Origin of the sequence: Pseudomonas vranovensis DSM 16006 (genome assembly GCF_000425805.1) — a bacterium.
In the GTDB taxonomy this organism is placed as follows: domain Bacteria; phylum Pseudomonadota; class Gammaproteobacteria; order Pseudomonadales; family Pseudomonadaceae; genus Aquipseudomonas; species Aquipseudomonas vranovensis.
Genome location: NZ_AUED01000023.1, coordinates 42,808 through 67,428 on the forward strand (window position 1 = coordinate 42,808; position 24,621 = coordinate 67,428).

Below are 24,621 nucleotides of genomic sequence, written 5' to 3' on the forward strand. Positions count from 1 at the left end.
ACCCGATCAGTAACAGGCGCACAGGCGCCCATACCACCATTGCAGGCGCTTTTTTTGTGCCCGCAATGCCTTGTTATGGTGGCCGTGCGTGGGAGACCTTCGGGTCTGCCGGGTTCCTGTTACCCCGGTTCGCCAACCTGCGCACGGCTGCCACCCATAATCGTTTGGCGACGGTTTGTGGCAGCTCCTCACCAGTAACAGGAGCTACGCCCATGCACGCCCTCAATCCGTCTGCTCTCCAGAGCCACATTGCCGCCCTGAAGGCCCGTGCCATTGCGGCACTGCACGCCAATTCATCCCTCTCCGTCCGCTTGGCGCGTTACAACGCGGCGATGGCCCGTGCCCGCGCCCTGGAAGCAAACGGGGGTGCCCAATGACTACTCAAGTACAGCACTGCTCTCAACCCGAAGACCTGCTTTGCGTTACCGCACAGGCGCCCGCTGGCGTCCCAATAGATGCGATCACCTGTGCCGTTGAGCGAGCCCGGGCAGTGCTGTGCTTGCTGGAGGATCAGTTCGAGGCGGAGCAGGGGCAGCGCCTGGCTAACCGCGTGATTCTCGGCGCCCTGTGGGACGTACGTGGGACGCTGGAGCAGATTCATACCCTGGTCGTGCATGCCGACGACTCGACCCGCCATGTCGGGGAAAGGGGGCGGAAATGAGCGGGCGCGTTCAAGTTAATACGGCAGGTGGGGCCACTTTCTCTAAGCACAACTCGTTGAATCAACCGTTCTTCCAGGTGTGCCCTGGTATCTCCGGTGAGGAAGCTTTAGAGCAGGCTTCCGTGCTCATGGATTGCGTTAACAAATTAACTCAGTTGGCTGGCATGAGCGACGATAACGAGTCCCTGGTATGGGCGGCACACTATCTGGGCGAGCAGGCAAAGGCTCTCATTGATGACGTGGCCACCGGGATTCAGATTGCCGAGAGTGGCGAAGCATGAGCAGGAAGATGCCCAGCTCCCGGCATCCGACCTTTGCCCAGGTCAAAGCCGCTTCCTTGGCGGCGATTGACCGCGTGCTGGCCCACTGGCTTCCAGGTGGCAAGCGCGTAGACGGTGGCAAGGAGTACACCGCACCCAACCCAACAAGAGCGGACAAGCATTCAGGTTCGCTCAAGGTGAACCTGGCCAAAGCCACCTGGTGCGACTTCGCCACCGGTGACAAAGGCGGCGATTTGATTGACCTGGTGCGCTACCTTGATCGCGGCACCGATGTGGAGGCCTGCAACAAACTGGCGGCCTTCCTGGGCGTCGAAGCGACAAATAGCACCAACGTCACACCGCCCACTAGCCAGGCCAAGAAACCAGAGTGGGTGCCCGTGCTGCCCATTCCTGAGCAGGCAATGCAGAATGTGCTGCAAGCGCACCGGCAGCACGGTAAACCTTCCAAGGTCTGGATTTACCGTGACGCCAACGGTCAGCCACTTATGGTGCTGTACCGCTTCGACCTCGGGCCGGATGAGAGCGGCACGCCGCGCAAAGTGTTCGCGCCCCTCACGTGGTGCAAACACTCTGCAAATGACTCGCTGGCTTGGCGCTGGCAGGGTTTATCGGAGCCTCGTCCGCTACTGCGTCTTGATGAGCTGGCCAAACGCCCCTCGGCACCGGTAGTGCTGTGCGAGGGCGAGAAGGCCGCCGATGGCGCTGTCGATCTGCTTCCCGAGCATGTTGCCACCTGCTGGCCCAACGGGACGAACTCTTGGCAGAAGGCTGATTTCGCGGCGCTAGTCGGGCGTGACGTGTTGCTGTGGCCTGACAACGATGCCCCAGGCATGAAGTGCATGGATGCCTTATCCGACCACCTGCGAAAGCTTGGAGCTGCCTCGGTGCAGACGGTAGCCTTGACAGTGTTCGGGCAACTCCCTGGTATGGACGGTGAGTGCCCCACTTTCGAGCCAGGCGGTGAGTGGCACGAAGGTGACGATGCGGCGGATGCCCAATCCAAAGGCTGGACTGCCCAACACTTGGCAGAGCTTCAGCGCACCGGGGAGTTGTTCGCCCTCGCACCTGCCGCCACACTCACCCCCACCAAGCAAAGCAAGACCACTGGCCAGGCCAAGCGGCAACCTGAGAAGAAAACTGCCCCGACCCCGAGCGGCTTCCGTGTCACCAAGGATGGGGTGTTCTATGCCGGAGAGGATGGCGAAGCACGCCCGGTTTGTTCACGGCTAGAGATATTGGCTCGCACCCGTGACGAAAAGGGCCACGGCTGGGGCTTGCTGGTGGAGTTCGATGACCCGGATGGGGCCAACAAGCGCCTCAACATTCCGGCTAGGGCAATGGCGGGCGACTTTGGCAAGGAAGTGCTCGCGCCACTGGTTGATATGGGGCTGCGCCTGGCGCCCGTGCGCACTGCTCGCAATTCGCGCAACGATCTACAGAGCTACTTGCAGAGCTATGACAGTGCTGAGCGTGCTCGCCTGGTCACTCGTCTGGGCTGGCACGGGGATGCTTACTTGCTGCCAGATCGGCAGATAGGTGCCAGCGCCGAATATCTGCACTTCTACGAAGCCGGTGCCCAGCTTCCGCCGATCACTCAGGCAGGGACGCTGGAACAATGGCAGCAGCAAATCGGTTCGCTTTGCGTGGGCAATAACCGGCTGGCGTTCGTCGTATGCGTGGCTTTTGCTGGGGCGGTACTGCATCTACTGGGGCACGAGTCGGGCGGTTTCCACCTGTACGGCGATAGCTCGGGCGGGAAGACCACCCACCTGCAGGTGGCTGCCTCGGTTTGGGGTGGGCCACGTCTGGTGCGTTCCTGGCGCTCTACAGACAACGCCCTGGAAAGTATCGCGGCGGCGCACTCGGACGGGTTGCTGGTGCTCGATGAGATCGGGATGTGCGACCCACGGATCATTGGGGAAACGGTCTACATGCTGGGTAACGGCACCGGCAAGGCGCGGGCTAATGATCGGGGCATGAGCGGGCGCCAAGTTCAGGAATGGCGCTTGCTGTTTCTCTCAACCGGGGAAAAGACCTTGGCGCAACACATGGCCGAGGCAAACAAGGAATTGAAAGCCGGTATGGAGGTGCGACTACTTGCCGTACCGGCTGACGCTAGCAAAGGGCTAGGGTTGTTCGAAGAGCTGCATGGCTTCGACGATGCCGCCGCGCTGTCGGATGCGCTCAAGTCTCGGGTGAGCCGATGCTATGGCACGCCAGCCCTTGCTTTCCTGTCGGCCCTCTGTGAGCCCGGCAAGCTACGGGCATATGCGGCCATTGTGCGCAGCACCCTGGAGCGGTTTACCACTGAGGCATTACCTGCTAGCGCCAGTGGCCAGGCACAGCGCGCCGCAACTCGCTTCGGACTGGCAGCAGCGGCGGGTGAGTTGGCCACAGCGTTGGGCGTTACAGGGTGGCCAGACGGTCTAGCGCTGCACTCCGCTCGTGTGTGCTTAGATGCTTGGTTGGCTGAGCGTGGCGGTGCTGGAAATCTGGAAGGGGACGCTATCGTGGCTAGGCTGCGCGGCATGGTGGAGCGCTATGGAGAAAGTCGCTTCACGCGATGGGACTCTATTGCGGCGAAGACCGATGACCATGCGCCACGTACAGCAGACCGCCTTGGCTTTCGCAGGACTATGGATCATGGCATTGGTGACTCTCTATATACGTCGGTGACCTATTACTTTCTCGGCACAACTTGGCGCGATGAAGTTTTTAAAGGAATGAACTTGCGAAATGTAAATAGAGAGCTGGTCGCGCGCGGAATACTTGAGCCGAGCGGAGACGGAAAAGCCGCCCAGTCCGTAACACTACCCGGAATGCCGAAAGGACGGGTTTATGTTGTGAGCTCAAACGTATTGCTTAGCGACTAACTAATAGCATTCAACTAGTCGGGAGATTAGTGGCCACTTATAGGCTCGGCCTGCCTACGCCTGCACTTACCTAAATTTAATTATTGGAGTCCAAAATGAGCACAAATTCGTCCATGCTGAAACAATGCCAAACTGAACTAGCAAGCTTGAAGAAGGATCTTCCTCGGCTAAAAGCCGTCGCTGACGAGGCAGAGAAAATATTCGCTAATAGCCGTCAGGGAAGAACTGTCTATCCTCGGGATCAGATCGCGCCTTACTCCAATGCTAAGGCTAAAATTGATGAGCTATCTCGAGAAATTCCCCGACTCCAGGGTTTGGTTAGCTGGGAGGAGGGTGTAAAGTCCGCCTCTGAAAACGTGCGGCAGGCAAGAAAAGATATAGCCAAGATTCAGAACGAAATTGAAAGCCTGCGCGAAAAGCGAGAGACGCTGGAGTCCAAAAGGGCAGGTCTCGTTGCGAAGCACGAGCGCGAATTTAAAGCTGCAGAACGCGATGAACATGAAGCCGCCCAAGCTTACGCCCAGGCGATGGGGGAGAACGATAGCGGGGTTGAGCGCAAGGCAGAGGGATTGTTGCAGAAAGCGTCCCACGCGCTGGCGATAATAAAACAGACGCTTCAAGGTGCTAATACAGTCTCGTCTGCACTTAGTTCTCAGGTCTCGGAGCTTGATGATGTCATTCAGCAGAAGCAATCCGAACTTGACAATTTGAACTCAAAACTACTTCAGGCTGCTCGATTCTATTGGGCGGACCGATTTGAGAAAGCTGCACGAGAGCTGGCAACCCTGGCAGCCCATGTTGCAGCAGCTGAAAAACTACTTGGATACGGCGATAGTCTTACCGATTTCTACGTTCCAACTATTTCTCCCCAAAAGGGGCATTTCATTTCTCATCGTAAGGTTTTGGAGCAGCGTAGCAATATCAAGCAGGAACAGCTGACAAATATTTAGTTTCAGCTTGCCGAATACATCTTCTTCATTTTGTCAAAACACCATCCCAGAGAAATGGGCTCTGGTGTTTTGATGTATATGTATTAATTTTTTTGTCGTTCACGATTGGCTTCGGTATTCAAACTCTCAAGCAAGTACTCCGCGTCATATAAGAAACCGTTTCGGATTGCCAATTTAGTTTTTTCCAAGCTTCCAAGCATGTGATTTACAGGTACCTTGGTATTGCCAAATATGAATGAAGTTGAGTCGGAAACTCTTTGGCGCTCGTTCACGGGGCTGGCGATCACTGCGAAGAGCAAAGACCCAAGTAATGCCAAAGGAAACTGCACTCTGCCATTGAGTATGCCGACCTTGGGAGCGTTGACAAATTCTACTTTATCCGAGAGTTCGCCATCGTGGAGTAAGGAGCAGCGCATCACTTTGTAGACAAGGTCTTCGAATTCAATGCATTCCCCAGAATCTCTAGAGTTCGAAACTTCGAATGAAAGGCTGGTAGTTTTAGCTGGTGTTCCATTTGTCAGTGACCAGAGAATGAAAGGAAGGCTGTCTTTCAAGAATTTTTTACAGCGCTCAGATGTCTTCTTTCCTGGATAAAGCAGCTTGGCTGTGCCATCGATGGCAATTGCAAGTTGGATGAACGCATTCTCGGCATCTCCTAGAGCGAGCTTAGCTGTGCATTCCTGAATTCGCGCTGCAATGGTCAATAGTGACTCTCCTGGGTCTGATACCGTCGATGCGGTATTCGCAGTTCTTGACCAAATTTTTCTTAGATAGATTTTGGCTTCATCTACGGCTCGTCCATTGGGCAAAAGGGGAGCCCATCCTAGGCTTGATAGCTATTTGGTATCAACCTTAGCTGATGTCTTTCATGACAATTCCTGTACACCGCCCTATCAGTAGTGTTACCCAAAGGGCGTGTTGGATGAGCGACCTGCTGAGGCTCCTGAAAGACCGCTTCTGGCCGTTTTCTGCCTTTCGCGACATGCCGAAAGCGGCCAGGAGTGGACTGTTTCCCAATAAATAAATTTGTCCCTTTTTCCCTGCTGCTTATCATTCCGAAAGTAACACAAGATCGTCAGGTCGATGTCTATCGTTGGCTAGGATGAGTGCATGCGTTTAATACCTGCGCAATCTCGTCAACGTTCAGGTACCTATCATAGGACGATATTCGAACCATAGCGAAAGCGTGAAGCATGCGCTGATAAACGTCCATCATAGGGGAATGTGAATTGAGATATCTGCCCTTGAATCGTTCGAACCGATCAAGATCGTTAACAAGCGTTGATACAATCCCTATATATCTCGATTCATTATTACCATCAAATCCCCGAAATGTAGGATTTGTCCCAAACGGCTTGGCCTTCTCAATAAGCGCTTTTTTGTCGTGGGCAGAAAGCTCAGCGTAGGAATCTTCAATCCAGTCCCACATTTCAAGTATATCCAAAATTTCTTTTAGGCTTTCAGGTTCATCCTGTTCAGTAAAAGGGATGCCTGGGTATTTCCATGCGATACTCCACTCACTTTCTGAATGGATCGCGGACCTTATAAAATCTGGATCTATCTCGCTGTCTACTCCGAGCTTGTCGTAAAGTTCGCACAGCATCAAAGCGATTACTTTTTCACCATCTGTAAACTTCATATAATCGCCACTCCTTATTTTACGTCTTCCATGCGTTCGTCAGATATCTGCTTGGCGACTGGCATGAAATTATTGATTTCAATATAAATCAACGTGCCGGCCTTTATCACACCTTCCAAATCAGACTTATTAGCCACCGCAGGCAAATTATTCAATATTGACTTTGAAAGGTTAACTGCATGACTTTCTATATCAACACTAAAAAGATGTCCATATTCTGAGAGGGTATGACAATAATTTTCTAGCGCTCTAGATATGTGAGAAAGATCAATGCCCTTGATCTGCTTGACTTGTCCAGAGGGCCCTATAGGAGAAATAGCCTGCAATATCGTCCTAGTAGCATGCAGCACCTGATGTGCCTCAGCACTTTGTCTGGAGTTAATCATTCGCGAATACAGTGCATCGGCTTTTGATGCCGAGTCAGATGCATTTGATGCCTCACGCCATGCCCATACAGCGCTGCCGATAGATGCGATTGATGAGACGAGACCGAGCCACCACATAAAACCTGTTTCCACGCAGCCTCCCTGCCATATGACTTCGCTTTAGGCATTGAAGCTTATCCTCATCAGGCCGCAACCGCCACGCCCTTCTCCTCCCCCAGCACCACCGTCAGCGGCCTCAACGCCTGCCCATTTAGCCGACCGACCACCGGAACAGATTTTGAATAACCCAGCCCCTACGAAACCAGGTGAGTGAAAAGGGGACAGGCCCAAGGTTTATTTACTGGGTGACCGTCCGCCTCTGGCCGTTAACTGCCAGTGGTGACTGGCAGCTGTGGGTCGAAAGCGGCCCTAGCGAACGGCAGCAATTGGCCAAAAGCGGTCCCTCACCTAGTTCAACGCCAAGCAGCTACAAATCCGCAGGCTCGCGGTATTCACATGTCCACCCCATCATCTGAACCAACCTCTATTTGCTTTACTATCTAACAGCCGCCATTCCAGTTTTGCCATGCGGTCTACGCTATCAACGGCTTTTTCTTGCCCACTGCGAGTGATCTGGACTAACTTCATTGCGTACCACGCCGCTGTGCGGAATACCCTGGAACAGTCCGCTGCAGACGCTATCGCTGGTGTGTGTATTGTGGCAGCTTTGGATGAATTGTCGTACAGGGTAAGCAAGTTCTTCTATCGAGGACGGGAGCTGCTGACACCTAACAGATCGACAAGAAAATTATGCGACACGCCATCGCAATGGAAATTGCGACATGACGTATCAATTACAGTTGAATTTATGGGCGAGACTTATGCCAAGTTTTGTATGGGACAGAGACACAGAAGATGCGTGGAATGAACCGTATGAGTATGAGGGGCAAGAGCAATTTCATCGAGAGGCTTATAAGGTTCTATCGTCAATAAAGCTTCACTATGCAGAAAAGGATATGCACTTTGATCGAGATGAACAAACTCTCGACAAAGCAATCTGGCTAATACAGATAGATGCCTTAGAGGCGCTAATAGATGCCTTGAAATTAACAGAGGAAAAGAGGCATCGAATTGCCTCGCGCTTATTCCGTGATGCGGTTGAAACAATGGATATTTCGGCCTACTTTTATTTGGCTGGTGATGGGGCAAGGAAAGATCTCGCTAAGTGGTATAATAACGAAGTCATTCCGCATAGGGTTTTTAGGGAATTCATAAGAAAGTTTGAGTGCCAGGATAAGGCCAAAAACTTAAGCAATCTTTATAGTGATCTTAGCAAGTATACACATCGGACATATAGTGCGATAACCAAAAGCTACCTGCTGGGCAGGGATAACAAAATCGCCTATGATGGATTTTCTGAGACCGGTTTTAGAGTTCTTCCGCACGTCATATCGCTTTCGTATGCAATAATCGCAGCATTGATCAAAAGATTTATCACGATTGCTGAAAACAGTCAGCAACTTGATTCTGCCAAAGTTTGCGATATTTGGGCGGCATCATTGGAACAAGAGACAGTACCCAGACGCTTTGGTCCAGGGCCAGGTCAGTTGCTAAGAAGTGCTCCTATAGCATTTGAGCTGAAGTTGGATGAAGGTTAATTGAGGTGTCTATTTTTTTGCTGATGGATTGAATATCTGCTTTTGGCCGTTAGCTATCCTCCGCCAAGGGCCGCTATGGGTTTACGGACGATCACCATGAGGCTTTCGACCCAGAGCGGCCGTTGGTGGAGGGAAGCTAACCGCCAATATCAGTAATTCGAGATAACTAGGTACTCCCCAGCAGCGGACATATTGAAATGTTGTCTCTGGGGCATAGCGGACGTGGAAATTCCGCTGAAATTGCCATGGAAGCGGGAAGATTACATACTGCATTTCGATAAATTAAACGTATTGCCTCTTCACTAGCTCAGGTACTTTGTCCGAGAAACAAAAAGATTTATTTAGGCTAGATATCAAAGAAAAAATTTGATCTTCAATCTCGTAAAATTCATTTCTAGGCTGATGGTCTAACGAAACCCCCATACAGTCTAGAGCATCGATGATTCTTTTCTGATGTGGCATGTATCGAAATGAGCCTTGAAGCGCAGTTCTTGCTTGTTCATTAGAAAAAAGTATTTCACTATTTAAAGTCGAGATGACGGCGCAGTAATTATCAGAAATTGAAGTTTTTCCATTTCGCGAATTAGAGAAAATCAAATTATACCAGACAAATGTATCTATAGATGAAGGAGATATACGATTGCGCTTGGAGATCTCTAATGCTACGTAGTTTTGAAATATAGAAAGATGTGAGATGTGGTTTGATAGCGCTGTGGCGTTTGCACTATTTAGAAAGCTCATGAGCGCAACTATTATCCCCCCAATCGTCGCAAGCCCTACAAGCAGATTAAGAGTTGCTATGAGTATCAAAAAGGATTGGTCATATATTTCTAAAAACTTCTTAATGCATCCGTTGTTGAAGCAAAGAGGCCTGGCAAACTCATCGTCAATGCCGGTGATAATTATAGTTATAGTGCTCAGTATTATGCCTGTTGCGGCGACCAATAATAGCCCGGCGACAAGATAGTTTAGATATGGGTAATCGCGCCAAATTTCGCCAAGTTTTTTATTCATAATCAGGCTTCAAACCCTTTAACGACTTTCTGATTTCTTTCGTGACAGCTGGAAATGAACGTTTTAGGATAATCAATCTTTCTTGAAGCTTATAATATCGCTTCGCATACCAATAGGTGCTACGTTTAGTGGCACAGTCACGAGCCAGGCGGTCCAACATTGCACGCGCACGCTCGATATCTTTTTTAGAAGGCAAAGGAAATATTTGCTTAAGTCGAGCGAGCAGCGAATCGTATCGATCATGACCCACCCTGACTAATTTGTTTACTCGCCCCATACAGCGATTGAAATCGTGTCGGTAGGCGTGAGTTGTTCTATAGCCACGCTCTGATGCTAAATTTTCTATATTTCTTACGGCTGCCCTGATCCTAGCGATCTCTCCAGATGGAAGGCGAGGCTGAGGAAATGCGACCCTTAGACCATGGACAGTCAAAGGCTCGCTGGAAACATAAATAGATCGAGTTTTAACAATGTTAAGCGGGAGGTCCTTACTAGTAAGCATCGCCCTAATAATGTCTAGAGCAAAACTGAAGTCGTAGTTTGATATCTTTGACGAAACCGTTATGTCATCTACTAAGCGAGTATATACAAGACCTTTTCGCGACAATCTATGAACCACGGCGCCCTCAATATCATGGAGGCACAAACTGGCCAGATAGCTTGAGGTTAGGGCTCCCTGGATTACATGAGACCTAAAACAGCAAATCTCTGCAAGCAATTCAGAAACTTCTCTGTCAAATTTCATGAAATTGCTAAATATATCAAGCACTAAGTCTTTGTGGATGTTATCAAAGAAATCTTTGACATCGACTTTCAATAAGCTCTTCGCGCCACAGTGTTTGGCGGCACACGACACATAGTCTTTGTTAATCAGACGTTTAGTATCTTGCTCTCGTTGATTTGGTACGGAGCCAAAAAGATGGTCTGGCCACTCAATAATACTGAGTCTGGAAAATATACGCTTGTTTATTCTTCGCTGAATTTTTCTGAGCAAGAAATGCGGATTGTGGACCAGTCGAACGCTGCCATCGCTCTTGAACACTTGGGAAACAGCGTATTTTTCCTCATCAGGAAGAGACAGCGCCGCGTAAATTTCTTCGAGCGATACAGAAAGCGCGCTACAAAGATTCTCAATACTTGAAATCGAGCCCGTTGAAACTTTTCTAGGATTGAGTAGCGCCATTTTTAAATCCTATTAAAAATAGGTTTGACCAACCCATACTCAAGGGTGCAGTGAAGGATGATGCATTCATCGATCAGATCGCTGGCAGCTGCCATCCTTCACATGGCCAAACCTACCGTCCCTGTCTCCTCCACGTTTCTCGGAGGAGATCGGAGGTGCGAGCCTCCGGACAAGTCCAAAGTCAAAAACTTCAGACGCTCGTACGAGCAAAACCCAGGATCTATAAGCAATCGATTGCAGCACATAAGCGGTACGCTTACGCAACGCTAATCTACATACGCCAAAAATTAAATGCAATGCCTCCTGAGAAGACGTGCTGAACCATCAGGAAAATCTATGGTCTAAAGCCGTTTTTTCACTTTTTTCCTAGGGGTAAAGATTCCAGCCCTTCACCTGCTCATCGGGCTTTGCACCGTCGTGGTGTACCACTCTGGCATGCCCCAGATCTACCTCAAGCCCCATCTAGATTGCCCCACTCGAGTTTTGCAGGTACGGAACACCTTTTGTGTTACTGAGCCTTCGTGTTCCACATATTTCTCAATGGTGTTCCCTGGCTATAGGCCCCTTGTTTGCTGGCTTCCAGCGCTTTTGGAACACCAAGAACACCAAGAACACCAGTTCTTAATGGTCATACTCCCCACGCCCCCAAAAGGGTTGAAGCCAGCAGCGAGGCAACCCCCTAGACTTCCCGAACTGGCCGCTTTGCCGGGTTAGGGACCATGAAGTCTGTAGCTCATCGTTGCGCCCCCTCACAGACTAGATACCAGATTGGGGCGTCGTGCATTTGCCGTTTTTGGGTCCTCCCCATACCCCCCTCCCTACACGGGTACGGGGACTCGCGGTTTCCCTGCAGCTGAGATTTTCCCTGGGATGTCCGTCTTCTGTTTCATTCGTCTGATCGTGCTTAGGTCGTGAAGCTTACTCAGAGCGCGACTGCATCCCGGCGGTTGATTGCCCAAAAGTGCGCATACCTGGTTAGCCAGCCGGTCAGCCAATCAACCAATTAGAAGACAGGCAGGCAGAGCTGCCGCTCAGCGGGATGTGTCTTGCGATGCCACTGAGGCAGAGGATCAAGGGTGAGTTGGGTTTTAGGTATATGGTTAGGTATACGGTTCGGTTCTATAGAGGTCACGTGTCAATAAAAACGGGGTCTAGAGCCCCCTAATTCGACTCCTGTCTCCGTGGCGATCCGCCACAGCCATGCGCATTTCCCGGACATTCTTCATAGGCATCAGCATTGACTGAAGGCTCACTTGGCCGGGATTCAGGCGTTGTTCTGGGCAAGTTAATCGCGGGGCAAGCCCGCTCCTACCGGGCGGGGGCGTTACCTTGGGCGCTATGTCCCAGGTCGTCGATCAACGCCTTCGCCATCCCACTCAAATAATGCACCGCACAGCGCATCGCCTCATCCTGTTCAAACTGCAGGTGATGGCTGAGCTTGTTCACGCAGCCCATCAACACTGCAGCCTGCTCCAAAACAAATTCCGCACTATGGCCCGGCTCGACCCGAAACAATCGATCAGTCGATGTCCCGCTACGGCCCTCACCAAAGGTGCCTACGCCGGTGGTGCCGAGCTCCATTCGCTTGTCCATCCAAACCTCCCAAGCGCCAGCCTGCTTCTGCAGTGCTGGCGCTTTTGCTGTGGGTCTCTCAATGCGTGGGCTGCACCTTGCTCAAGGCCATTTCGACCAGGCTTCGGGCACGTTCGATTTCATGCATGGTCGCCAAGGTCATGACCTGGCCGGGCGGTTTGGTGTGCAGCAGGACGGTTTGCTGGGCGATGGTGAGGGCGCAGACCAGGTATTCGGAGGTCTGGATGAGGAGGTCTTCGAGGGATTGGTTGGGGTTGTGCGGTGGGTCTGGAACGATCTTTAACATGGTGTCTCCCGGTGAGTGGAGTCGCCACGAATCTGCTGTCAAACAAATAGGTGGCAACTGTACGCGGGTTGACAGACCGAACACCGGAGAACTCGGCGCACACGAAGGTGCCCCACGTACAGTCGCCATAACGGCTTGCACATGCTCACGGTCGATTCGGTCTGTCAAAACCGGTCGTTGCAATTGGCAACGACCGAGCGAGACTAGATTCCTTGAACGAGCACGGCAATGGCTTGAAAGCCAGATAAGTATGTTTGGGAAATGGACTACAGGGAATCAGGAAATTCTGATCGTTGTGGCTGGGAGTGCTGCGTGTAAGTCCCGACTAAAGGGGGGGCATCGCGGGCCAGGTTCAGGGGATGATCTACTGGCGGGAGGCGCCTGCCAGGCAAGCCTTGCTGCAGGCAGCGTTCGAACACTAATAAAAAAGAGCAACTGTACGCAGGTTGATAGACCGATCACCAGAGAACTCGGCGCACCCAGAGGTGCCCCACGTACAATTGCCAAAAATCGAGCGAGGCTAGTCGCCCGTCAGAACCCCTGCAATGGATCTTGACGAGGCTAAGTATCTTTGGGAAATGGACTGCATGAAATCAGGAAATTCCGAAATTCCCTGAGTAAAACTGCCACCCATCAGGTGACCCTGCCTACACCTGGGCCATCCTACTGGCTCTCCGAAACCTGACCTGCTCAGGTGCTGTGCTACATACGAAGGGCAATCGATGCCCTCATTTCTTTGCTGGGGCGATGGATGAAACAAGGGCGAGTGTGGGCGCTGATGCTGTTGTTGGTGCTGATATCGGGATGCGCCACGGCGCCACCGAGGGACCAGAACAACCTCTGCAATATCTTCCGCGAATACCCCGACTGGTATGAGGATTCGCTGGAGATGCAACAACAGTTCGGCACGCCGCAGCATGTGGCGATGGCGATCATGAAGCAGGAAAGCAGCTATGTTTCCGATGCGCTGCCGCCGCGTGACTACCTGCTGTGGGTGATTCCATGGGGGCGGGTGAGCTCGGCCTACGGCTATGCGCAGGCCCAGGACCCGGTCTGGGGCGAGTACAAGAGCGGCACCGGCAACGGCGGCTCGCGGGACAATTTCGACGACGCAATCATGTTCATCGGCTGGTACACGGCCGGTACGCAAAGCCAGTTGGGGATTTCCAAATGGGATGCCTATAACCAGTACCTGGCGTACCACGAGGGGCGCGGCGGCTTCAAGCGCGGCACCTATCGCAGCAAGCCCTGGCTGATGCAGGTGGCGCGCAAGGTAGAGCAGCAGTCGCGCACTTATGGCGCGCAGCTCAAGCAGTGCCGGGCAGAGCTTGAGGATGACCGGGGCTGGTGGTGATCTCCACCCGCCCTGTGCAAATCCGTAGCCGCTGCCGCAGGCTGCGATCGGCCGCGAAGCGGTCGTAAGCAACCCTTGGCGACTGCTGCGCAGTCGATCGCAGCCTGGCGGCAGCGACTACGGATCACGATGGCTCGCGCAGTCCAGCCATGATGCGCTGGGCATTTTCTTCGCAGTCGACGCTGTCCGGCTTGCTTTCGATACCCGCGATGATCTCCAGCAGCTTGGCGCGGTTCTGCGCCAGGCGCTGTTGCATGGCCTCGATCTCGACCACCTTGCGCCGCAGGCTTTCAAGCAACTGCTCGTGTTTGCTCTCGCCCTGGGCGGGGTCGGGCATCAGTTTGAGCATTTCATCCAGGGTAAAGCCTGCCTGCTGGCCGCAGCTGATGATTTCCAGGGTATGCAGGGTGTGTTCGCTGTAGTCGCGGTAGCCATTGCCCAGGCGCCGGGCGCTGATCAGGCCGCTGGCTTCGTAGAAGCGGATACGTGAGGTGGCCATGCCGCTGCGCCGGGCGAGTTCGCTGATTTTCATTTATTTCGGGCTCCGCTATTGACCTTAAAGTTGACTTTAACCTTAGGCTTTGCCGAGTTAAAGCCCCCGTCGTCGCACGGTGTTCAACATTTCGGAGAGTGCCCATGTCACCGTTCCAGTCTTTGTCGCTGCCCAATGGCGCCGTTATCCCCAACCGCATTGCCAAGGCGGCGATGGAAGAGAACCTCGCCAACCCCGACCAAACGCCCTCTGACGAATTGTTCCGCCTGTATCAGGCGTGGGCCGACGGCGGGGCGGGGTTGCTGCTGACCGGCAATGTGATGGTCGATGCCCGCGCCATGACCGGGCCCGGTGGGGTGGTGCTGGAGCAGGGGCAGTCGTTGCAGCGTTTTGAAGAATGGGCGCGCATCGGGCGCTCCCAGGGTGCGCAGTTCTGGATGCAGATCAACCACCCTGGCCGGCAGATGCAGGCCAATCTGGGCCAGCCCACCGTGGCACCGTCGGCGGTGGCGCTGGACATGGGCGGGCTGTCGAAGATGTTCCCGGTCCCCCAGCCATTGGACGAGGCGCAGATCGCCGAGCTTATCCAGCGCTTCGCCCGCACGGCGGCGTTGGCCGAGCAGGCAGGGTTCAGCGGGGTGCAGGTGCATGCCGCCCACGGTTATTTATTGAGCCAGTTTCTTTCGCCGCTGAGCAACCAGCGCACGGATCGCTGGGGCGGTGCGCTGGAGAACCGCGCGCGGTTGTTGCTGGGGGTGGTCAAGGCGGTGCGCGCACACGTGTCGCCAGGTTTTTGCGTGGCGGTGAAGCTGAACTCGGCTGACTTCCAGCGCGGCGGTTTCGAGCCCAGTGACGCCCGTCAGGTGGTGCTCTGGCTCAATGAACTGGAGGTCGATCTGGTGGAGCTGTCGGGTGGCAGTTACGAGGCACCCGCGATGCAGGGCAGTGCCCGTGATGGTCGCACCTTGGCGCGCGAGGCGTACTTTCTCGAGTTTGCCGAGGAGATTGCCGCTAGTGCACACATGCCGGTGATGGTCACCGGGGGCATTCGCCGCTTGCCGGTGGTGGAGCAGGTGCTGGCGGGTGGCGTGGCCATGGCCGGGATCGCTACGGCGCTGGCGGTCGATCCGGCGCTGCCGCGGCGCTGGCAGGCCGGGCAGGTACAGGCCAGCGCAGCGCTGGCGCCGATCGAGTGGAAGCGCAAGGCCTTTGCGGCGATGGCGTACATGGCGGTGGTCAAGGCGCATATGCGCAGGCTCGCAGAGGGCAAGCGACCGCCTGCCAGCGTTTCGCCGTTGTGGGCCTTGGTGCAGGAGCAGTGCGGGACGCTGCTTCGCGCCCGGCGCTATCGTCGGTTGATGAGTCGCCGGGCTGCGCTGGCAGGGCAATGAACGGGCGGGCATTCCATCCGGTGGGCATGTCTTGATCCACGACCGCTGCGGGGCCAGCGGCTACTCCGACAGTCTGTAGCCGCTGCCGGGGAACGAGGCTGCGATCGACTGCGCAGCGGTCGCCGGGTGGGAGCGGTGGGGCAACGTCTCGACTTGCCCCACAATCAGCGAACCCTCAATAACCGATCCACCGACCAGGCCCCGCCACCCCGCGCCACAAGCATCAACAACAACCCCGCCCACGACAGGTGCGTAGGCCAGGCATCCGGATAAACAAACACCTGGATCACCAGCGTCATGCCGAGCAATGCCGCCGCCGAAAGCCGGGTACACAGCCCGAGTACCAGCAGCAGCGGGAACAGGTGCTCGGCGTAGGTGGCCAGGTGCGCAGCCAGGTGCGGCGATACCAGCGGCAAGGCGTATTCCGTCTCGAACAGTTCATAGGTGCTCGGGGTAATGCCGAGCAGCCCTTCAACCTTGGTGCGCCCGGACAGGAAGAACACCGCAGCAATACCCATGCGTGCCACCAGGCACACCAACGACTCGCCAAGCAAACGCTGCAGGCCATCGGCCACGCGGTTCCAGTGCTCGCGCACGCTGTGCTTGGCAGTGGAGGGATGATAAAGGTCCATGGTGGGCTCCTTCAGGCGGGCAGGATGAGGGGGGCGAATACCTGGGCGGCCAGCAGGCGGCCGAGCAGGGTGTTGAAGTCCAGCTCGGCTTGCACATGCAGGGCATGATCCGAGGCGTGTTCCAGGTCCTGGCCCGCGGCGCAGGCATCGAGGAAGGCGCACTCGCCAATCTGCAGCGGTTGCCAGGCGACGCCGTCGGCATTCCCCACCAGCAAGGCGCCTTCACCGTGCCACGGCAATGGCTCGGGCAGCGCTTGTGCCTGGCGGTTGCAGTGCCACAGGCTGTAGATGGGTTGGCCGGCGAACCAGCGCCAGCGCACGTTTTCCCGGGGGCGCAGGCTGCAGCGGGCCAGGTCGGAGGCGGTCATGCCGGTCAGTTCATCCAGCCTCAGGCCCGGCTCGAGAGGCGCCGCGAAGGTTTCCAGCCACAACCGATCCAGGCGCGCCACGTCGGGCAGGTAGGTCAGTTGCCGGACGGGTTCGAAGGCTTCGAGAAAGTCGGCAAAATCGCCGCCGTAGAACATCATGCGCGCGTCGGTGGGCGGCGCATGGCAGGCGTAGATGGCGGCTACGGCGGCGAGCCAGTCGTGGCCGACCAGGCGTTCGACCGCAGGGAAGTTGTCGCAGATGGCATCCACGCAGCCCTTGAGCACTGTGTTGCGGTACACCTCGAAGCCGGGCTGTGCCACAAGCGATGCCAATTGCGGTGCCGGGCGCTGGTAGAGGGCGTCGGTGAAGGCGTCCTGGAACTGGGCAAGGGACATTTTCATGTGCGCACCTTCAGTAGATTGAGAAGGGACTGGGCGATCTCACGCTCACCCAGCAACGTGTCGAATGCCGGAACGTGGTCATCGCGCTCAATCAGTGTCGGGCGTGGGCCGATGCGCTGGATCAGACGCTGGTACAGGGCCCACACCGGCTCGGCAACGCTGGCATCGTGGGAGTCGATGAGCAGTTCGCCGCCAACATCGAGGCTGTGTCCGGCCAGATGGATTTGCGCAATCGCCGCGGCCGGAAAGCGGTCGATAAAGGCGCCTGCGTCGAACCCGAGGTTGTGGGCGCTGACGTGTACGTTGTTGACGTCGAGCAGCAGGGCACAGCCACTGCGCTGGGTGAGTTCGGTCAGGAAGTCGATTTCGTCCCAGTCGTGGCCCTCCAGGCGCAGGTAATGGCTGGGATTCTCGATGGCGATCTGTCGGCCAATGGCGTCCTGGCTGCGCTGGATGTTGTCGATGATGCGCGCCAGCGCCTCGTCGTTGCGCGGGAACGGCAGCAGGTCGGGTTGGTAGTGGCTGCGCCAGGTCGACCAGGCCAGATGTTCGGACACCAGCACCGGCTGCACCCGCTCGATCAGCGTGCGCAAGCGCTGCAGGTGCGCCGGGTCTGGCGGGGCGGCCGCTGCCAGGGACAACGACACCCCATGCAGCGACACCGGGTGGCGCGCCGCCACCCGTTCCAGCCAGGCGAGGCGGGCGCCGCCGACCATGTAGTTTTCCGGATGGACTTCAAACCACAGGCCATCGGCAGTGCAGGCCAGGGCCTGGGCGTAATGTTCGGCCTTCAGGCTCAGCCCTGCGCCAAGGTCAAGGGAAGTCGTCATGGTCGGCGGCCTTTGGTCAGGACTTGAGCGGGGTCAGCGAACCCATGCCGTTGGGCGTCTTGATCGAGGTGCAGGTGCCGGCCGGCACGTTCTTCCAGGCCATGGCGTCGTAGTCTTTCTTCGAGCTGCCGGCACAGGTGGTGCCAGCCCCGGCCTTGCAGTCGTTCTTGCCGGCCATGGCGACGCCGTAGCATTTCTCCAGGGTGGCGCCACTGGCTTTCATGTCGTCGGCCTGGGCAGTCCCGACGATGGAGGCCAGGGTAAGGGCAGCGGTAGCGAGTGCGAAGGTTTTCATGGTGTCTCTCCAAAAAGTGGGGTGGCCGCAGCGTCACACTGGCGGCTCGTGAAGTAGTTCGTTGGGTTTCAGCGTTCGGTTACAGCGCCGTGGATTTTTTTGAGATTTTTCTTACGGGGCCCTAGCCTGTTGAGGTAGGGTCGACGGCTTGACTGGCTGAAGGCGCGCTCGCGGCAGGGGCGGGACCCGAGAAAATTTCATCCGGGATGTAACCAAGGCGGGCGATGCAACGAACTACCTCTCAGGACATGTTGAGCACGCGTGAAGCGCTGTTGCAGGCGCTGTTGCTGCGCGGCATGGACGGTGATGCGGCGGCCTACCGTGAATTTCTCACGGCCCTTGGGACGCACCTGCGCAGCTACCTGCTCCGACGCCTGGCGCAGCGTCCCAGCGAGGTCGAGGACCTGTTGCAGGAGGTGTTGCTGGCGGTACACAACGCCCGTCACACCTACCGCGCCGACCAACCGCTGACCGCCTGGGTGCAGGCCATTGCGCGCTACAAGCTGGCCGATCATTTTCGCGCCTACGCCCGTCGCGAGGCGTTGCAGCAACCGCTGGAAGACGACGATGAACTGTTCGCCGCTGAAGACCACGAGCCGGGCCAGGCCGGGCGCGATCTCGCCCGTTTGTTGCAGCTGCTGCCCGAGCGGCAGCGCCTGCCGATTGTTCACGTGAAACTTGAGGGCATGTCGGTGGAAGAGACCGCGCAACTGACCGGGCTGTCGGCGTCGGCAGTAAAGGTGGGCATCCACCGTGGGCTCAAGGCCCTGGCGAGCATTATTCGAGGAAAGCGAAGCGATGAAGACCGATGAACTGATTTCGCTGCTGGCCAACGCCGAAACGGCGGTGGACCGGCATGCCCTGGCCCGGCGCTTTGCCGCGGCGTTGCTGGGCGGCGGGCTGGCTGGGCTGTTGCTGGTGATGGTGGTGTACGGCGTGCGCGCGGACCTTGCCGAAGTGGCCGCCACGCCGCTGTTCTGGGCCAAGCTGGCACTGCCGGGCAGCCTGGCGCCGCTGGCGCTGTGGCTGTCGACACGCTTGGCGCGGCCGGGGGTGGCCGGTGGGGCGGCCTGGGTGGCATTGGGCTTGCCGTTGCTGCTGGTGTGGCTGGGTGGCGCGCTGGCGCTGGTGGGCGTGCCGGTGGATGCCCGGGTCGACATGGTCCTTGGTCGCACCTGGCGCACCTGTGCGTTGAACATTGGCCTGTTGTCGATACCAACCTTTATCGGCGTGTTCTGGGCGGTGCGCGGGCTGGCCCCGACCCGCCTGCGCCAGGCGGGGGCCGCCGCAGGCCTGCTCGCAGGGGCGACAGCAACGGTTGCCTACTCGTTGCATTGCCCGGAAATGGAAGTGCCGTTCTGGGGGGTGTGGTACGTGCTGGGAATGCTGGTTCCAACCTTGCTGGGTGCAGCCCTGGGTCCGAAGCTACTGCGCTGGTGATACAGCCTCAAGCCCCGGCAACTGCGCCAGCAGCCCCGCCGCAATGTTGATGGCCATGAACTGCCCGACCTGCGCCGGGGTAAAGCCCAGCTGCGTGGCGAAGATCGGCGTGAGTCCATACAGACAGCCGTTCAACAACCCGCAGGCGTCATGGCTGAATACCCCGCAACAAGATGCCTTATCGCGCGGCCCCCTGTCTCGGAAACTTCCTAAATACGTCCCTGTCTAGCACTGTTACGATCGTGAACACCCTGATCAACACCCGGTGCCACTGTTCTAACGTATTGGCTGACGCGTTTATAGGTCGGCAGGCCGTTCGAGTAGGGCGTTGGCGGACTCAGGAGATTGCAGTTGCAGTTGCAGTTAACACTATTCAATGGGGCGTTCAGCGATGCATACAGTAGAAGACTTCATGGAGGCGACCAGTTTTGTCGAGCGACGGGGCAACCGCGAGCTGACACAAATTGACCAGTTACTCCTGAACTACCATCGAACATCCTACCGTTCGGTAAGAAAAGAAATTCAGAGCTTGATGGACATCGTCAACGCGTGCTTGGGGTTTTTATATAAAAAACCTCAAAACCATAAGGTGTCCGCGGTTATAGAGTTACATTATGAGGCGATCATCCGGGTAGAGCACCTTGTCAACCAACGCGTAACCTGGGACAGCCCGTATGCTACAAAGAGAGGTTGGGGGCGCGTCAAGGAGGCCATTCCCATCCTCTTCAAGGGCGCAAATAGTCAGACACGTACCCTGCGTCCCGACTATTGGCAGGAGGCGCTGATCAAGGATCATTTTGCCTTACGACGTGACCCGAGTGACCCCTTCGAGTGTTGGAAGAAGACCGATGCCGTCCAAGAGAATCATAACGACTGGGATTATATTGAATGGGTGCGTAACCACTACCTCCCCAAACTTATATCAGATGGCAAGACCCAGGAACTGTTCTTGCGCTTTTTCAATAATGTGAAATACCTCGATCGGCATAAAAGAGGCGAAAAGCAACTGCATATAAAAAACGGTGTCTTCTACAATTCGCTCGGCGAACTGTTTCATACCGGTACTATGCAAACAAATGCCGAGGGCCCTGGCTGGGGAATTTACGTTCGCGACCCCGCCAATAACATCTACGCTCATTCGCACAAAGTGCATGCCTTCCACCACTCTTCTTTTCTTTTTGGTGCGCCTGTCAACAGTGCCGGCGAAATCGCCATCCGCCTTGGACAACTCATCGGGGTCACTAACAAAAGCGGTCACTATCAGCCCGAGTTCTCTCATTTCTTAGGGATGCTGGACTACCTTCACTCGCAAGGCGTGGTGCTTAGTGGTGTCGCAGCCTGCGCCTCCCCCAGCCGCCATGATCAAGAATTTTATGACGCTGACGAGGTACGTCGCACAAGAGGGATTCTTGGTACCCGAAAACTGAAAAAGGTGAGAGCTCTCTAACAGTATGGCCCTGCGCTTTCCATGCTGATGCTGTCAGCTGGAGAGTCATTCAGGGCGTCCTGCTGCACTGTAAGTGATCCAGTAACGCGTTTCGCCCAACTTTCGCAGTGTCAGGCCCCGCCCCTGAAGCAGGACACCCCCCAGGCCGTCAACTTGAACGGCAGGTGATAATGCTGTGCCGTATCCCCCACCCCAAACCGGTACACCAGCTCATCCAGAAACGGCACGGCCGGCAGGGCCAAACCCTGAGCGCGATAAAACGCCGCTACCTGCAAGCTCGCTTCGTAGACGCCAGCCGAGCACTGCGCTTTACACGCATCAAGCCCCGGCAATAGTCCATTTCCCCCAACCCGGCCTTCACACACAAGCTCCCGCCGACTACCGTCCAGTCGCTCCAGGCGAACCTGCAACCCTTCGGCTACCCGCCCACTGGCTACATCCACCACATGGATGGAAATGCCGCCGTTCATGACCAGAACCCCTGGTGCGATTCAGCCGCCTCATTCTCCAGCATCGGCCCTTCCACGCTGACTTTGCGCTGGCCCTTGGCGAACACTTCGCGGCACGGCAACGAGAAGGTCGGGTTCTCCGGGTGATCCCCCGTCAGCCCCAGCAGCGCATGCTCCGACAACGCGTAGACCACGCGGCCAATGCCGGTCCAGTACACCGCCCCGGCGCACATGCAGCAAGGCTCGGCGCTGGTGTACAGGGTGCAGTCGGCCAAGGCCTCGGGCGACCGTTTTTTCGCCGCCATTGCCGCCGCTACCAATTCGGCGTGCTGGGTCGGATCACCCTCAGGCGGCATGGAGTTGTTGCCGGCCTCGGCGATGATATTGCCGTCACGATCGGCGACCAGCGCGGCAAACGGGTGGCGCCCCCGCTCCCGGGAGGCAGTGGACAGGGCAATGCTGCGGCGCAGCAACAGCAGGTCGAGCTCGGATACGCCGGCAGGGGTGAGTTGAGTGAATTGGGTCATGGGTAACTCCTGGGCAGTCAAAAGGGGGTACTTCACTCAGCCAGTTCGGCGGCGATGCCGTCGCTGGCGTTCTTTTCGTTATTGAGCAAAACGTTGAGCACGATGGCGGTGATCGCACCGAGGAAAATGCCGCTTTCAAGAATCAGCTTGAGCGCGCCATGGGCGTGTTCGAACAGGGCAGGGAACGACATCGGCAGCACGCCGACGCTGACCGACACTGCCACGATGATGCCGTTGCGGGTGCCCTCGAACTTCACCCGTGACAGCTCCTGGATACCGGCCACGGTGGTCATGCCGAACATCACGATGGCGCACCCGCCCAGCACCGGGGTGGGCACGGCGGCGATCAGGGCTCCGAGCTTGGGGAACAGGCCCATCAGCACCATGATCGCGCCCGCAGCAGCGACCACGAACCGGCTCCTCACGTTGGAAAGCGCGATCAGGCCGGTGTTCTGGGTAAAGGCGTTGTACGGGAAACTGTTGAACACACCGCCCAGCATGGTCGACAAACCATCGGCACGGAACGCATTGCCCAGGGTTTGCTGGGTGGTCGGTTTGCCGGTCAGCTTGCCGATGGCCAGGCAGTTGCCGGTGGTCTCGGCCATGATCACCAGCATCGCCAGGGTCATGATCATGATCGGCACCAGCGAGAACTCAGGCACACCAAAGGCCATTGGCGGGCTCAGTTCGAACCAGGCCGCATCGCCCACGCGGCTGAAGTTGGTCATGCCGAAGGCTGCGGCAATCAGGCTTCCTGCGAACAGGCCGATGAGCACGCTGAGGTTGCCGATAAAGCCCGAAAACTTGGCGTAGATCACCAGCGTCACGCTGACCGTCGCCAGCCCCAGCAGCAAGTTGGCGGGCTTGCCGAAGTCTTCGGCGCCCGGGTTACCGCCGCCCAGCCAGATGGCCGCCGCCGGCATCAGCGAGATGCCGATGATGGTAATCAGGCTGCCGATGACCACTGGGGGAAAGAAGCGCAGCAAGCGGCTGAACACCGGCGCCAGGGCAATGGTGATGGCGCCTGCCGCAATCACCGCACCAAATATCTGGCTGAGCCCGAACTCCTTGCCGATCATGATCATCGGCGCCAGGGCGATGAACGAGCAGCCCTGGATCAACGGCAAGCGGGCACCGAATTTCCAGAAGCCCAGGGTCTGGATCAACGTCGCTATACCCGAGGTCAGCAGGTTGGCGTTGATCAGGGTGACGATCTGGGCAGATGTCAGTCCCAACGCACTGCCCAGAATCAGCGGCACCGCCACGGCACCGGCGTACATCACCAGCACGTGCTGCAGGCCGAAGGTGAACAACTGTCGCAGGGGCAAAACCTCGTCCACCGGATGAACCCGTTTAGTGCTCATGTCGTGTGTCTCCTGAAGGTGCGGCTTTTTTGTTGTTGACAGGAACTGCTGACGTCGGGGCTATAGTTGAACGTCGTGAGCGATGAAACAAGTTAGTAACTATCGGCCTGGTCGATGGGTGGCGTACTTGCACATCGCTCCGATTGCGTTGCAGGATTCGCACCGAAGGGTTCACCCAAGGCTCAGGAGCAGGCACGTTGCGCTTTTCACTGGATCAATTGCTGATGTTCACCCAGGCAGTAAAAAGCGGCTCGTTCTCTGCGGCCGGGCGCAAGCTGGGCAAGACGCAATCAACGATCAGCGCGGCCATTGCCAACCTGGAGGCAGACCTTGGGGTCGAGTTGTTCGACCGCGCCAGCCGCAGCCCGACACTGACGGCCAGCGGGCAGAAGCTGCTGATCCAGGCCGAGGCGGTACTGGAGCGTTGCCTGGCCCTGGAGGCGCATGCCGATTGCCTGTCGGAAACGGTGGAGCCGAGCCTGACGCTTGCGATTGAAACGCCGTATGGCCCGGTCATGCCGGTGCTCAAGGATTTCGAACAGGCCTTCCCCTTTGTCGACCTGATCATCCGCCACCCGGTGCATGGCGATGTCAGCGAATTGGTGGCCCGAGGCGAGGCCGTGCTGGGCATTGCCTTCTCGCAGCCGGGGTACCCGAAGGAACTGGCGTTCCAGCAACTGGGCAAGTTGATCATGCTACACGTCTGCCACCCGGCGCACCCGCTGGCGCAGATGGCTACGGTGACCTTTGACGACTTGCACGTGCACCGGCGCCTGGCGTTCAGCGCCCATGCCAGCAAACTGCCCAGCAGCGAGTACCTGCGCTCGACCCAACTGTGGCAGGCGGAAAGTTACCTGGCGTTGCTTGAAATGGTCCGTGCCGGCCTTGGCTGGACAACCCTGCCGCGCCAATTGATACAGCGCGAGCTGGCGCGGGGTGAGTTGGTGGAGCTGCAACTGACGGCCTACCCATATACCGACTGGCACGTGGGTGTAGACATGCTCTGGGCCCGCCAGCGGCCGCTGGACAAGGCCCAGCGCTGGCTCAAGGAGCGCTTGCAGCACAACAAGGTGTTCGAACTCGACCGTAACGGCCAACCCACCACCCTCTGATTGATGGGGCCACG

At 56.6% G+C, this 24,621-nt stretch carries 27 protein-coding genes and 1 pseudogene; 12 read left to right on the forward strand and 16 right to left on the reverse strand.

Annotated features, from left to right (window positions below):
• Window positions 1–212 precede the first annotated feature (212 nt).
• From H621_RS28760 to H621_RS0117430, 5 genes are all read left to right on the forward strand, one after another.
• Complete coding sequence (locus tag H621_RS28760; protein WP_167332123.1) at window positions 213–377, forward strand: hypothetical protein; 165 nt, start codon at window positions 213–215, stop codon at window positions 375–377.
• Window positions 374–661 (forward strand): hypothetical protein, encoded by a 288-nt coding sequence (locus H621_RS0117415; protein ID WP_028944627.1) that lies wholly within the window; start codon window positions 374–376, stop codon window positions 659–661. The genes H621_RS28760 and H621_RS0117415 overlap by 4 nt, the downstream gene beginning before the upstream one ends.
• Complete coding sequence (locus tag H621_RS0117420; protein ID WP_028944628.1) at window positions 658–942, forward strand: DUF3077 domain-containing protein; 285 nt, start codon at window positions 658–660, stop codon at window positions 940–942. The genes H621_RS0117415 and H621_RS0117420 overlap by 4 nt, the downstream gene beginning before the upstream one ends.
• Window positions 939–3,815, forward strand: coding sequence for a DUF927 domain-containing protein (locus H621_RS0117425; RefSeq protein ID WP_028944629.1), 2,877 nt, complete (start codon window positions 939–941; stop codon window positions 3,813–3,815). Before H621_RS0117420 ends, H621_RS0117425 begins: the two co-directional genes overlap by 4 nt.
• 95 nt (window positions 3,816–3,910) lie before the next feature.
• Complete coding sequence (locus tag H621_RS0117430; protein ID WP_156905619.1) at window positions 3,911–4,765, forward strand: hypothetical protein; 855 nt, start codon at window positions 3,911–3,913, stop codon at window positions 4,763–4,765.
• An 83-nt stretch (window positions 4,766–4,848) separates the two neighbouring features.
• Here H621_RS0117430 and H621_RS0117435 read toward each other — a convergent pair whose 3' ends face one another.
• From H621_RS0117435 to H621_RS28490, 3 genes are all read right to left on the reverse strand, one after another.
• Window positions 4,849–5,469: a hypothetical protein gene (locus H621_RS0117435; protein WP_028944631.1), complete on the reverse strand. Its 621-nt coding sequence runs from the start codon at window positions 5,467–5,469 to the stop codon at window positions 4,849–4,851.
• Window positions 5,470–5,852: 383 nt separating this feature from the next.
• On the reverse strand, window positions 5,853–6,404 hold the full coding sequence (locus tag H621_RS0117440; protein WP_028944632.1) for a YfbU family protein: 552 nt from the start codon (window positions 6,402–6,404) through the stop codon (window positions 5,853–5,855).
• Window positions 6,405–6,418: 14 nt separating this feature from the next.
• Window positions 6,419–6,922, reverse strand: a complete 504-nt coding sequence (locus H621_RS28490; RefSeq protein WP_156905620.1) for a hypothetical protein — start codon at window positions 6,920–6,922, stop codon at window positions 6,419–6,421.
• Window positions 6,923–7,611: 689 nt separating this feature from the next.
• Here H621_RS28490 and H621_RS0117445 point away from each other — a divergent pair.
• Window positions 7,612–8,427 (forward strand): hypothetical protein, encoded by an 816-nt coding sequence (locus H621_RS0117445; RefSeq protein ID WP_209420949.1) that lies wholly within the window; start codon window positions 7,612–7,614, stop codon window positions 8,425–8,427.
• Between the two features lie 282 nt (window positions 8,428–8,709).
• Here the strand turns inward: H621_RS0117445 and H621_RS28495 are convergent, their stop codons facing one another.
• The 4 genes from H621_RS28495 to H621_RS0117460 form a co-directional block, all read right to left on the reverse strand.
• Window positions 8,710–9,441, reverse strand: a complete 732-nt coding sequence (locus H621_RS28495; protein ID WP_156905621.1) for a retron Ec48 family effector membrane protein — start codon at window positions 9,439–9,441, stop codon at window positions 8,710–8,712.
• Entirely contained in the window at window positions 9,434–10,624 is a 1,191-nt protein-coding gene (locus tag H621_RS28125) for a reverse transcriptase family protein (RefSeq protein WP_084167975.1), read from the reverse strand. Before H621_RS28125 ends, H621_RS28495 begins: the two co-directional genes overlap by 8 nt.
• Before the next feature lie 1,308 nt (window positions 10,625–11,932).
• Window positions 11,933–12,217 carry a DUF3077 domain-containing protein gene (locus H621_RS0117455; protein WP_028944635.1) on the reverse strand — a complete coding sequence of 95 codons (285 nt, stop codon included), beginning with the start codon at window positions 12,215–12,217 and terminating at the stop codon, window positions 11,933–11,935.
• Window positions 12,218–12,275: 58 nt separating this feature from the next.
• On the reverse strand, window positions 12,276–12,503 hold the full coding sequence (locus tag H621_RS0117460) for a hypothetical protein (RefSeq protein ID WP_028944636.1): 228 nt from the start codon (window positions 12,501–12,503) through the stop codon (window positions 12,276–12,278).
• Between the two features lie 751 nt (window positions 12,504–13,254).
• On the opposite strand from H621_RS0117460, the gene H621_RS0117465 reads away from it, so the two are divergent.
• Entirely contained in the window at window positions 13,255–13,857 is a 603-nt protein-coding gene (locus H621_RS0117465; protein ID WP_028944637.1) for a transglycosylase SLT domain-containing protein, read from the forward strand.
• 124 nt (window positions 13,858–13,981) lie between these two features.
• Here H621_RS0117465 and H621_RS0117470 read toward each other — a convergent pair whose 3' ends face one another.
• Window positions 13,982–14,389, reverse strand: a complete 408-nt coding sequence (locus tag H621_RS0117470) for a MerR family transcriptional regulator (protein WP_028944638.1) — start codon at window positions 14,387–14,389, stop codon at window positions 13,982–13,984.
• A 104-nt stretch (window positions 14,390–14,493) separates the two neighbouring features.
• Here H621_RS0117470 and H621_RS0117475 point away from each other — a divergent pair, with 104 nt between their 5' ends.
• Window positions 14,494–15,741, forward strand: a complete 1,248-nt coding sequence (locus tag H621_RS0117475; RefSeq protein WP_028944639.1) for an NADH:flavin oxidoreductase/NADH oxidase family protein — start codon at window positions 14,494–14,496, stop codon at window positions 15,739–15,741.
• A 164-nt stretch (window positions 15,742–15,905) separates the two neighbouring features.
• Here the strand turns inward: H621_RS0117475 and H621_RS0117480 are convergent, their stop codons facing one another.
• The 4 genes from H621_RS0117480 to H621_RS0117495 are packed head-to-tail and all read right to left on the reverse strand — an operon-like array spanning window position 15,906 to window position 18,268.
• Window positions 15,906–16,373: a DoxX family protein gene (locus tag H621_RS0117480; RefSeq protein WP_028944640.1), complete on the reverse strand. Its 468-nt coding sequence runs from the start codon at window positions 16,371–16,373 to the stop codon at window positions 15,906–15,908.
• Between the two features lie 11 nt (window positions 16,374–16,384).
• Entirely contained in the window at window positions 16,385–17,143 is a 759-nt protein-coding gene (locus tag H621_RS0117485; protein WP_028944641.1) for an HvfC/BufC N-terminal domain-containing protein, read from the reverse strand.
• Window positions 17,140–17,973 (reverse strand): MNIO family bufferin maturase, encoded by an 834-nt coding sequence (gene bufB / locus H621_RS0117490; protein ID WP_028944642.1) that lies wholly within the window; start codon window positions 17,971–17,973, stop codon window positions 17,140–17,142. Before bufB ends, H621_RS0117485 begins: the two co-directional genes overlap by 4 nt.
• Window positions 17,974–17,989: 16 nt before the next feature.
• Window positions 17,990–18,268, reverse strand: coding sequence for a BufA1 family periplasmic bufferin-type metallophore (locus H621_RS0117495; protein ID WP_028944643.1), 279 nt, complete (start codon window positions 18,266–18,268; stop codon window positions 17,990–17,992).
• 224 nt (window positions 18,269–18,492) lie between these two features.
• On the opposite strand from H621_RS0117495, the gene H621_RS0117500 reads away from it, so the two are divergent.
• Both H621_RS0117500 and H621_RS0117505 read left to right on the forward strand, forming a co-directional pair.
• Window positions 18,493–19,080, forward strand: a complete 588-nt coding sequence (locus H621_RS0117500; RefSeq protein ID WP_028944644.1) for a sigma-70 family RNA polymerase sigma factor — start codon at window positions 18,493–18,495, stop codon at window positions 19,078–19,080.
• A complete protein-coding gene (locus tag H621_RS0117505; protein WP_028944645.1) occupies window positions 19,067–19,708 on the forward strand; it encodes a DUF1109 domain-containing protein in 642 nt (213 codons plus the stop codon). Before H621_RS0117500 ends, H621_RS0117505 begins: the two co-directional genes overlap by 14 nt.
• Before the next feature lie 15 nt (window positions 19,709–19,723).
• Here H621_RS0117505 and H621_RS28500 read toward each other — a convergent pair.
• Window positions 19,724–19,858: pseudogene (locus H621_RS28500) on the reverse strand (MFS transporter); the annotation flags it as partial.
• Between the two features lie 241 nt (window positions 19,859–20,099).
• On the opposite strand from H621_RS28500, the gene H621_RS27765 reads away from it, so the two are divergent.
• On the forward strand, window positions 20,100–21,155 hold the full coding sequence (locus tag H621_RS27765; RefSeq protein ID WP_146117352.1) for a hypothetical protein: 1,056 nt from the start codon (window positions 20,100–20,102) through the stop codon (window positions 21,153–21,155).
• Window positions 21,156–21,265: 110 nt separating this feature from the next.
• Here H621_RS27765 and H621_RS0117520 read toward each other — a convergent pair whose 3' ends face one another.
• From H621_RS0117520 to H621_RS0117530, 3 genes are read right to left on the reverse strand one after another with little or no spacing between them, the layout of a single operon-like run.
• Complete coding sequence (locus tag H621_RS0117520; protein WP_028944647.1) at window positions 21,266–21,625, reverse strand: hydroxyisourate hydrolase; 360 nt, start codon at window positions 21,623–21,625, stop codon at window positions 21,266–21,268.
• Window positions 21,622–22,131 (reverse strand): nucleoside deaminase, encoded by a 510-nt coding sequence (locus tag H621_RS0117525; protein ID WP_028944648.1) that lies wholly within the window; start codon window positions 22,129–22,131, stop codon window positions 21,622–21,624. Before H621_RS0117525 ends, H621_RS0117520 begins: the two co-directional genes overlap by 4 nt.
• Window positions 22,132–22,163: 32 nt before the next feature.
• The gene (locus tag H621_RS0117530) at window positions 22,164–23,495 is read right to left on the reverse strand and encodes a nucleobase:cation symporter-2 family protein (protein ID WP_028944649.1); all 1,332 of its coding nucleotides are present in this window, start codon (window positions 23,493–23,495) and stop codon (window positions 22,164–22,166) included.
• A 197-nt stretch (window positions 23,496–23,692) separates the two neighbouring features.
• Here H621_RS0117530 and H621_RS0117535 point away from each other — a divergent pair, with 197 nt between their 5' ends.
• Entirely contained in the window at window positions 23,693–24,607 is a 915-nt protein-coding gene (locus H621_RS0117535) for a LysR family transcriptional regulator (RefSeq protein ID WP_028944650.1), read from the forward strand.
• Window positions 24,608–24,621: the final 14 nt, after the last annotated feature.

Coding starts and splice junctions, on each gene's coding strand:
- H621_RS28760 (WP_167332123.1), top strand. CDS start 213: ATGCACGCCCTCAATCCGTCTGCTCTCCAGAGCCACATTGCCGCCCTG.
- H621_RS0117415 (WP_028944627.1), top strand. CDS start 374: ATGACTACTCAAGTACAGCACTGCTCTCAACCCGAAGACCTGCTTTGC.
- H621_RS0117420 (WP_028944628.1), top strand. CDS start 658: ATGAGCGGGCGCGTTCAAGTTAATACGGCAGGTGGGGCCACTTTCTCT.
- H621_RS0117425 (WP_028944629.1), top strand. CDS start 939: ATGAGCAGGAAGATGCCCAGCTCCCGGCATCCGACCTTTGCCCAGGTC.
- H621_RS0117430 (WP_156905619.1), top strand. CDS start 3,911: ATGAGCACAAATTCGTCCATGCTGAAACAATGCCAAACTGAACTAGCA.
- H621_RS0117440 (WP_028944632.1), bottom strand. CDS start 6,404: ATGAAGTTTACAGATGGTGAAAAAGTAATCGCTTTGATGCTGTGCGAA.
- H621_RS0117445 (WP_209420949.1), top strand. CDS start 7,612: ATGACGTATCAATTACAGTTGAATTTATGGGCGAGACTTATGCCAAGT.
- H621_RS28495 (WP_156905621.1), bottom strand. CDS start 9,441: ATGAATAAAAAACTTGGCGAAATTTGGCGCGATTACCCATATCTAAAC.
- H621_RS28125 (WP_084167975.1), bottom strand. CDS start 10,624: ATGGCGCTACTCAATCCTAGAAAAGTTTCAACGGGCTCGATTTCAAGT.
- H621_RS0117455 (WP_028944635.1), bottom strand. CDS start 12,217: ATGGACAAGCGAATGGAGCTCGGCACCACCGGCGTAGGCACCTTTGGT.
- H621_RS0117460 (WP_028944636.1), bottom strand. CDS start 12,503: ATGTTAAAGATCGTTCCAGACCCACCGCACAACCCCAACCAATCCCTC.
- H621_RS0117465 (WP_028944637.1), top strand. CDS start 13,255: ATGAAACAAGGGCGAGTGTGGGCGCTGATGCTGTTGTTGGTGCTGATA.
- H621_RS0117470 (WP_028944638.1), bottom strand. CDS start 14,389: ATGAAAATCAGCGAACTCGCCCGGCGCAGCGGCATGGCCACCTCACGT.
- H621_RS0117475 (WP_028944639.1), top strand. CDS start 14,494: ATGTCACCGTTCCAGTCTTTGTCGCTGCCCAATGGCGCCGTTATCCCC.
- H621_RS0117480 (WP_028944640.1), bottom strand. CDS start 16,373: ATGGACCTTTATCATCCCTCCACTGCCAAGCACAGCGTGCGCGAGCAC.
- H621_RS0117485 (WP_028944641.1), bottom strand. CDS start 17,143: ATGAAAATGTCCCTTGCCCAGTTCCAGGACGCCTTCACCGACGCCCTC.
- bufB (WP_028944642.1), bottom strand. CDS start 17,973: ATGACGACTTCCCTTGACCTTGGCGCAGGGCTGAGCCTGAAGGCCGAA.
- H621_RS0117495 (WP_028944643.1), bottom strand. CDS start 18,268: ATGAAAACCTTCGCACTCGCTACCGCTGCCCTTACCCTGGCCTCCATC.
- H621_RS0117500 (WP_028944644.1), top strand. CDS start 18,493: ATGCAACGAACTACCTCTCAGGACATGTTGAGCACGCGTGAAGCGCTG.
- H621_RS0117505 (WP_028944645.1), top strand. CDS start 19,067: ATGAAGACCGATGAACTGATTTCGCTGCTGGCCAACGCCGAAACGGCG.
- H621_RS27765 (WP_146117352.1), top strand. CDS start 20,100: ATGCATACAGTAGAAGACTTCATGGAGGCGACCAGTTTTGTCGAGCGA.
- H621_RS0117520 (WP_028944647.1), bottom strand. CDS start 21,625: ATGAACGGCGGCATTTCCATCCATGTGGTGGATGTAGCCAGTGGGCGG.
- H621_RS0117525 (WP_028944648.1), bottom strand. CDS start 22,131: ATGACCCAATTCACTCAACTCACCCCTGCCGGCGTATCCGAGCTCGAC.
- H621_RS0117530 (WP_028944649.1), bottom strand. CDS start 23,495: ATGAGCACTAAACGGGTTCATCCGGTGGACGAGGTTTTGCCCCTGCGA.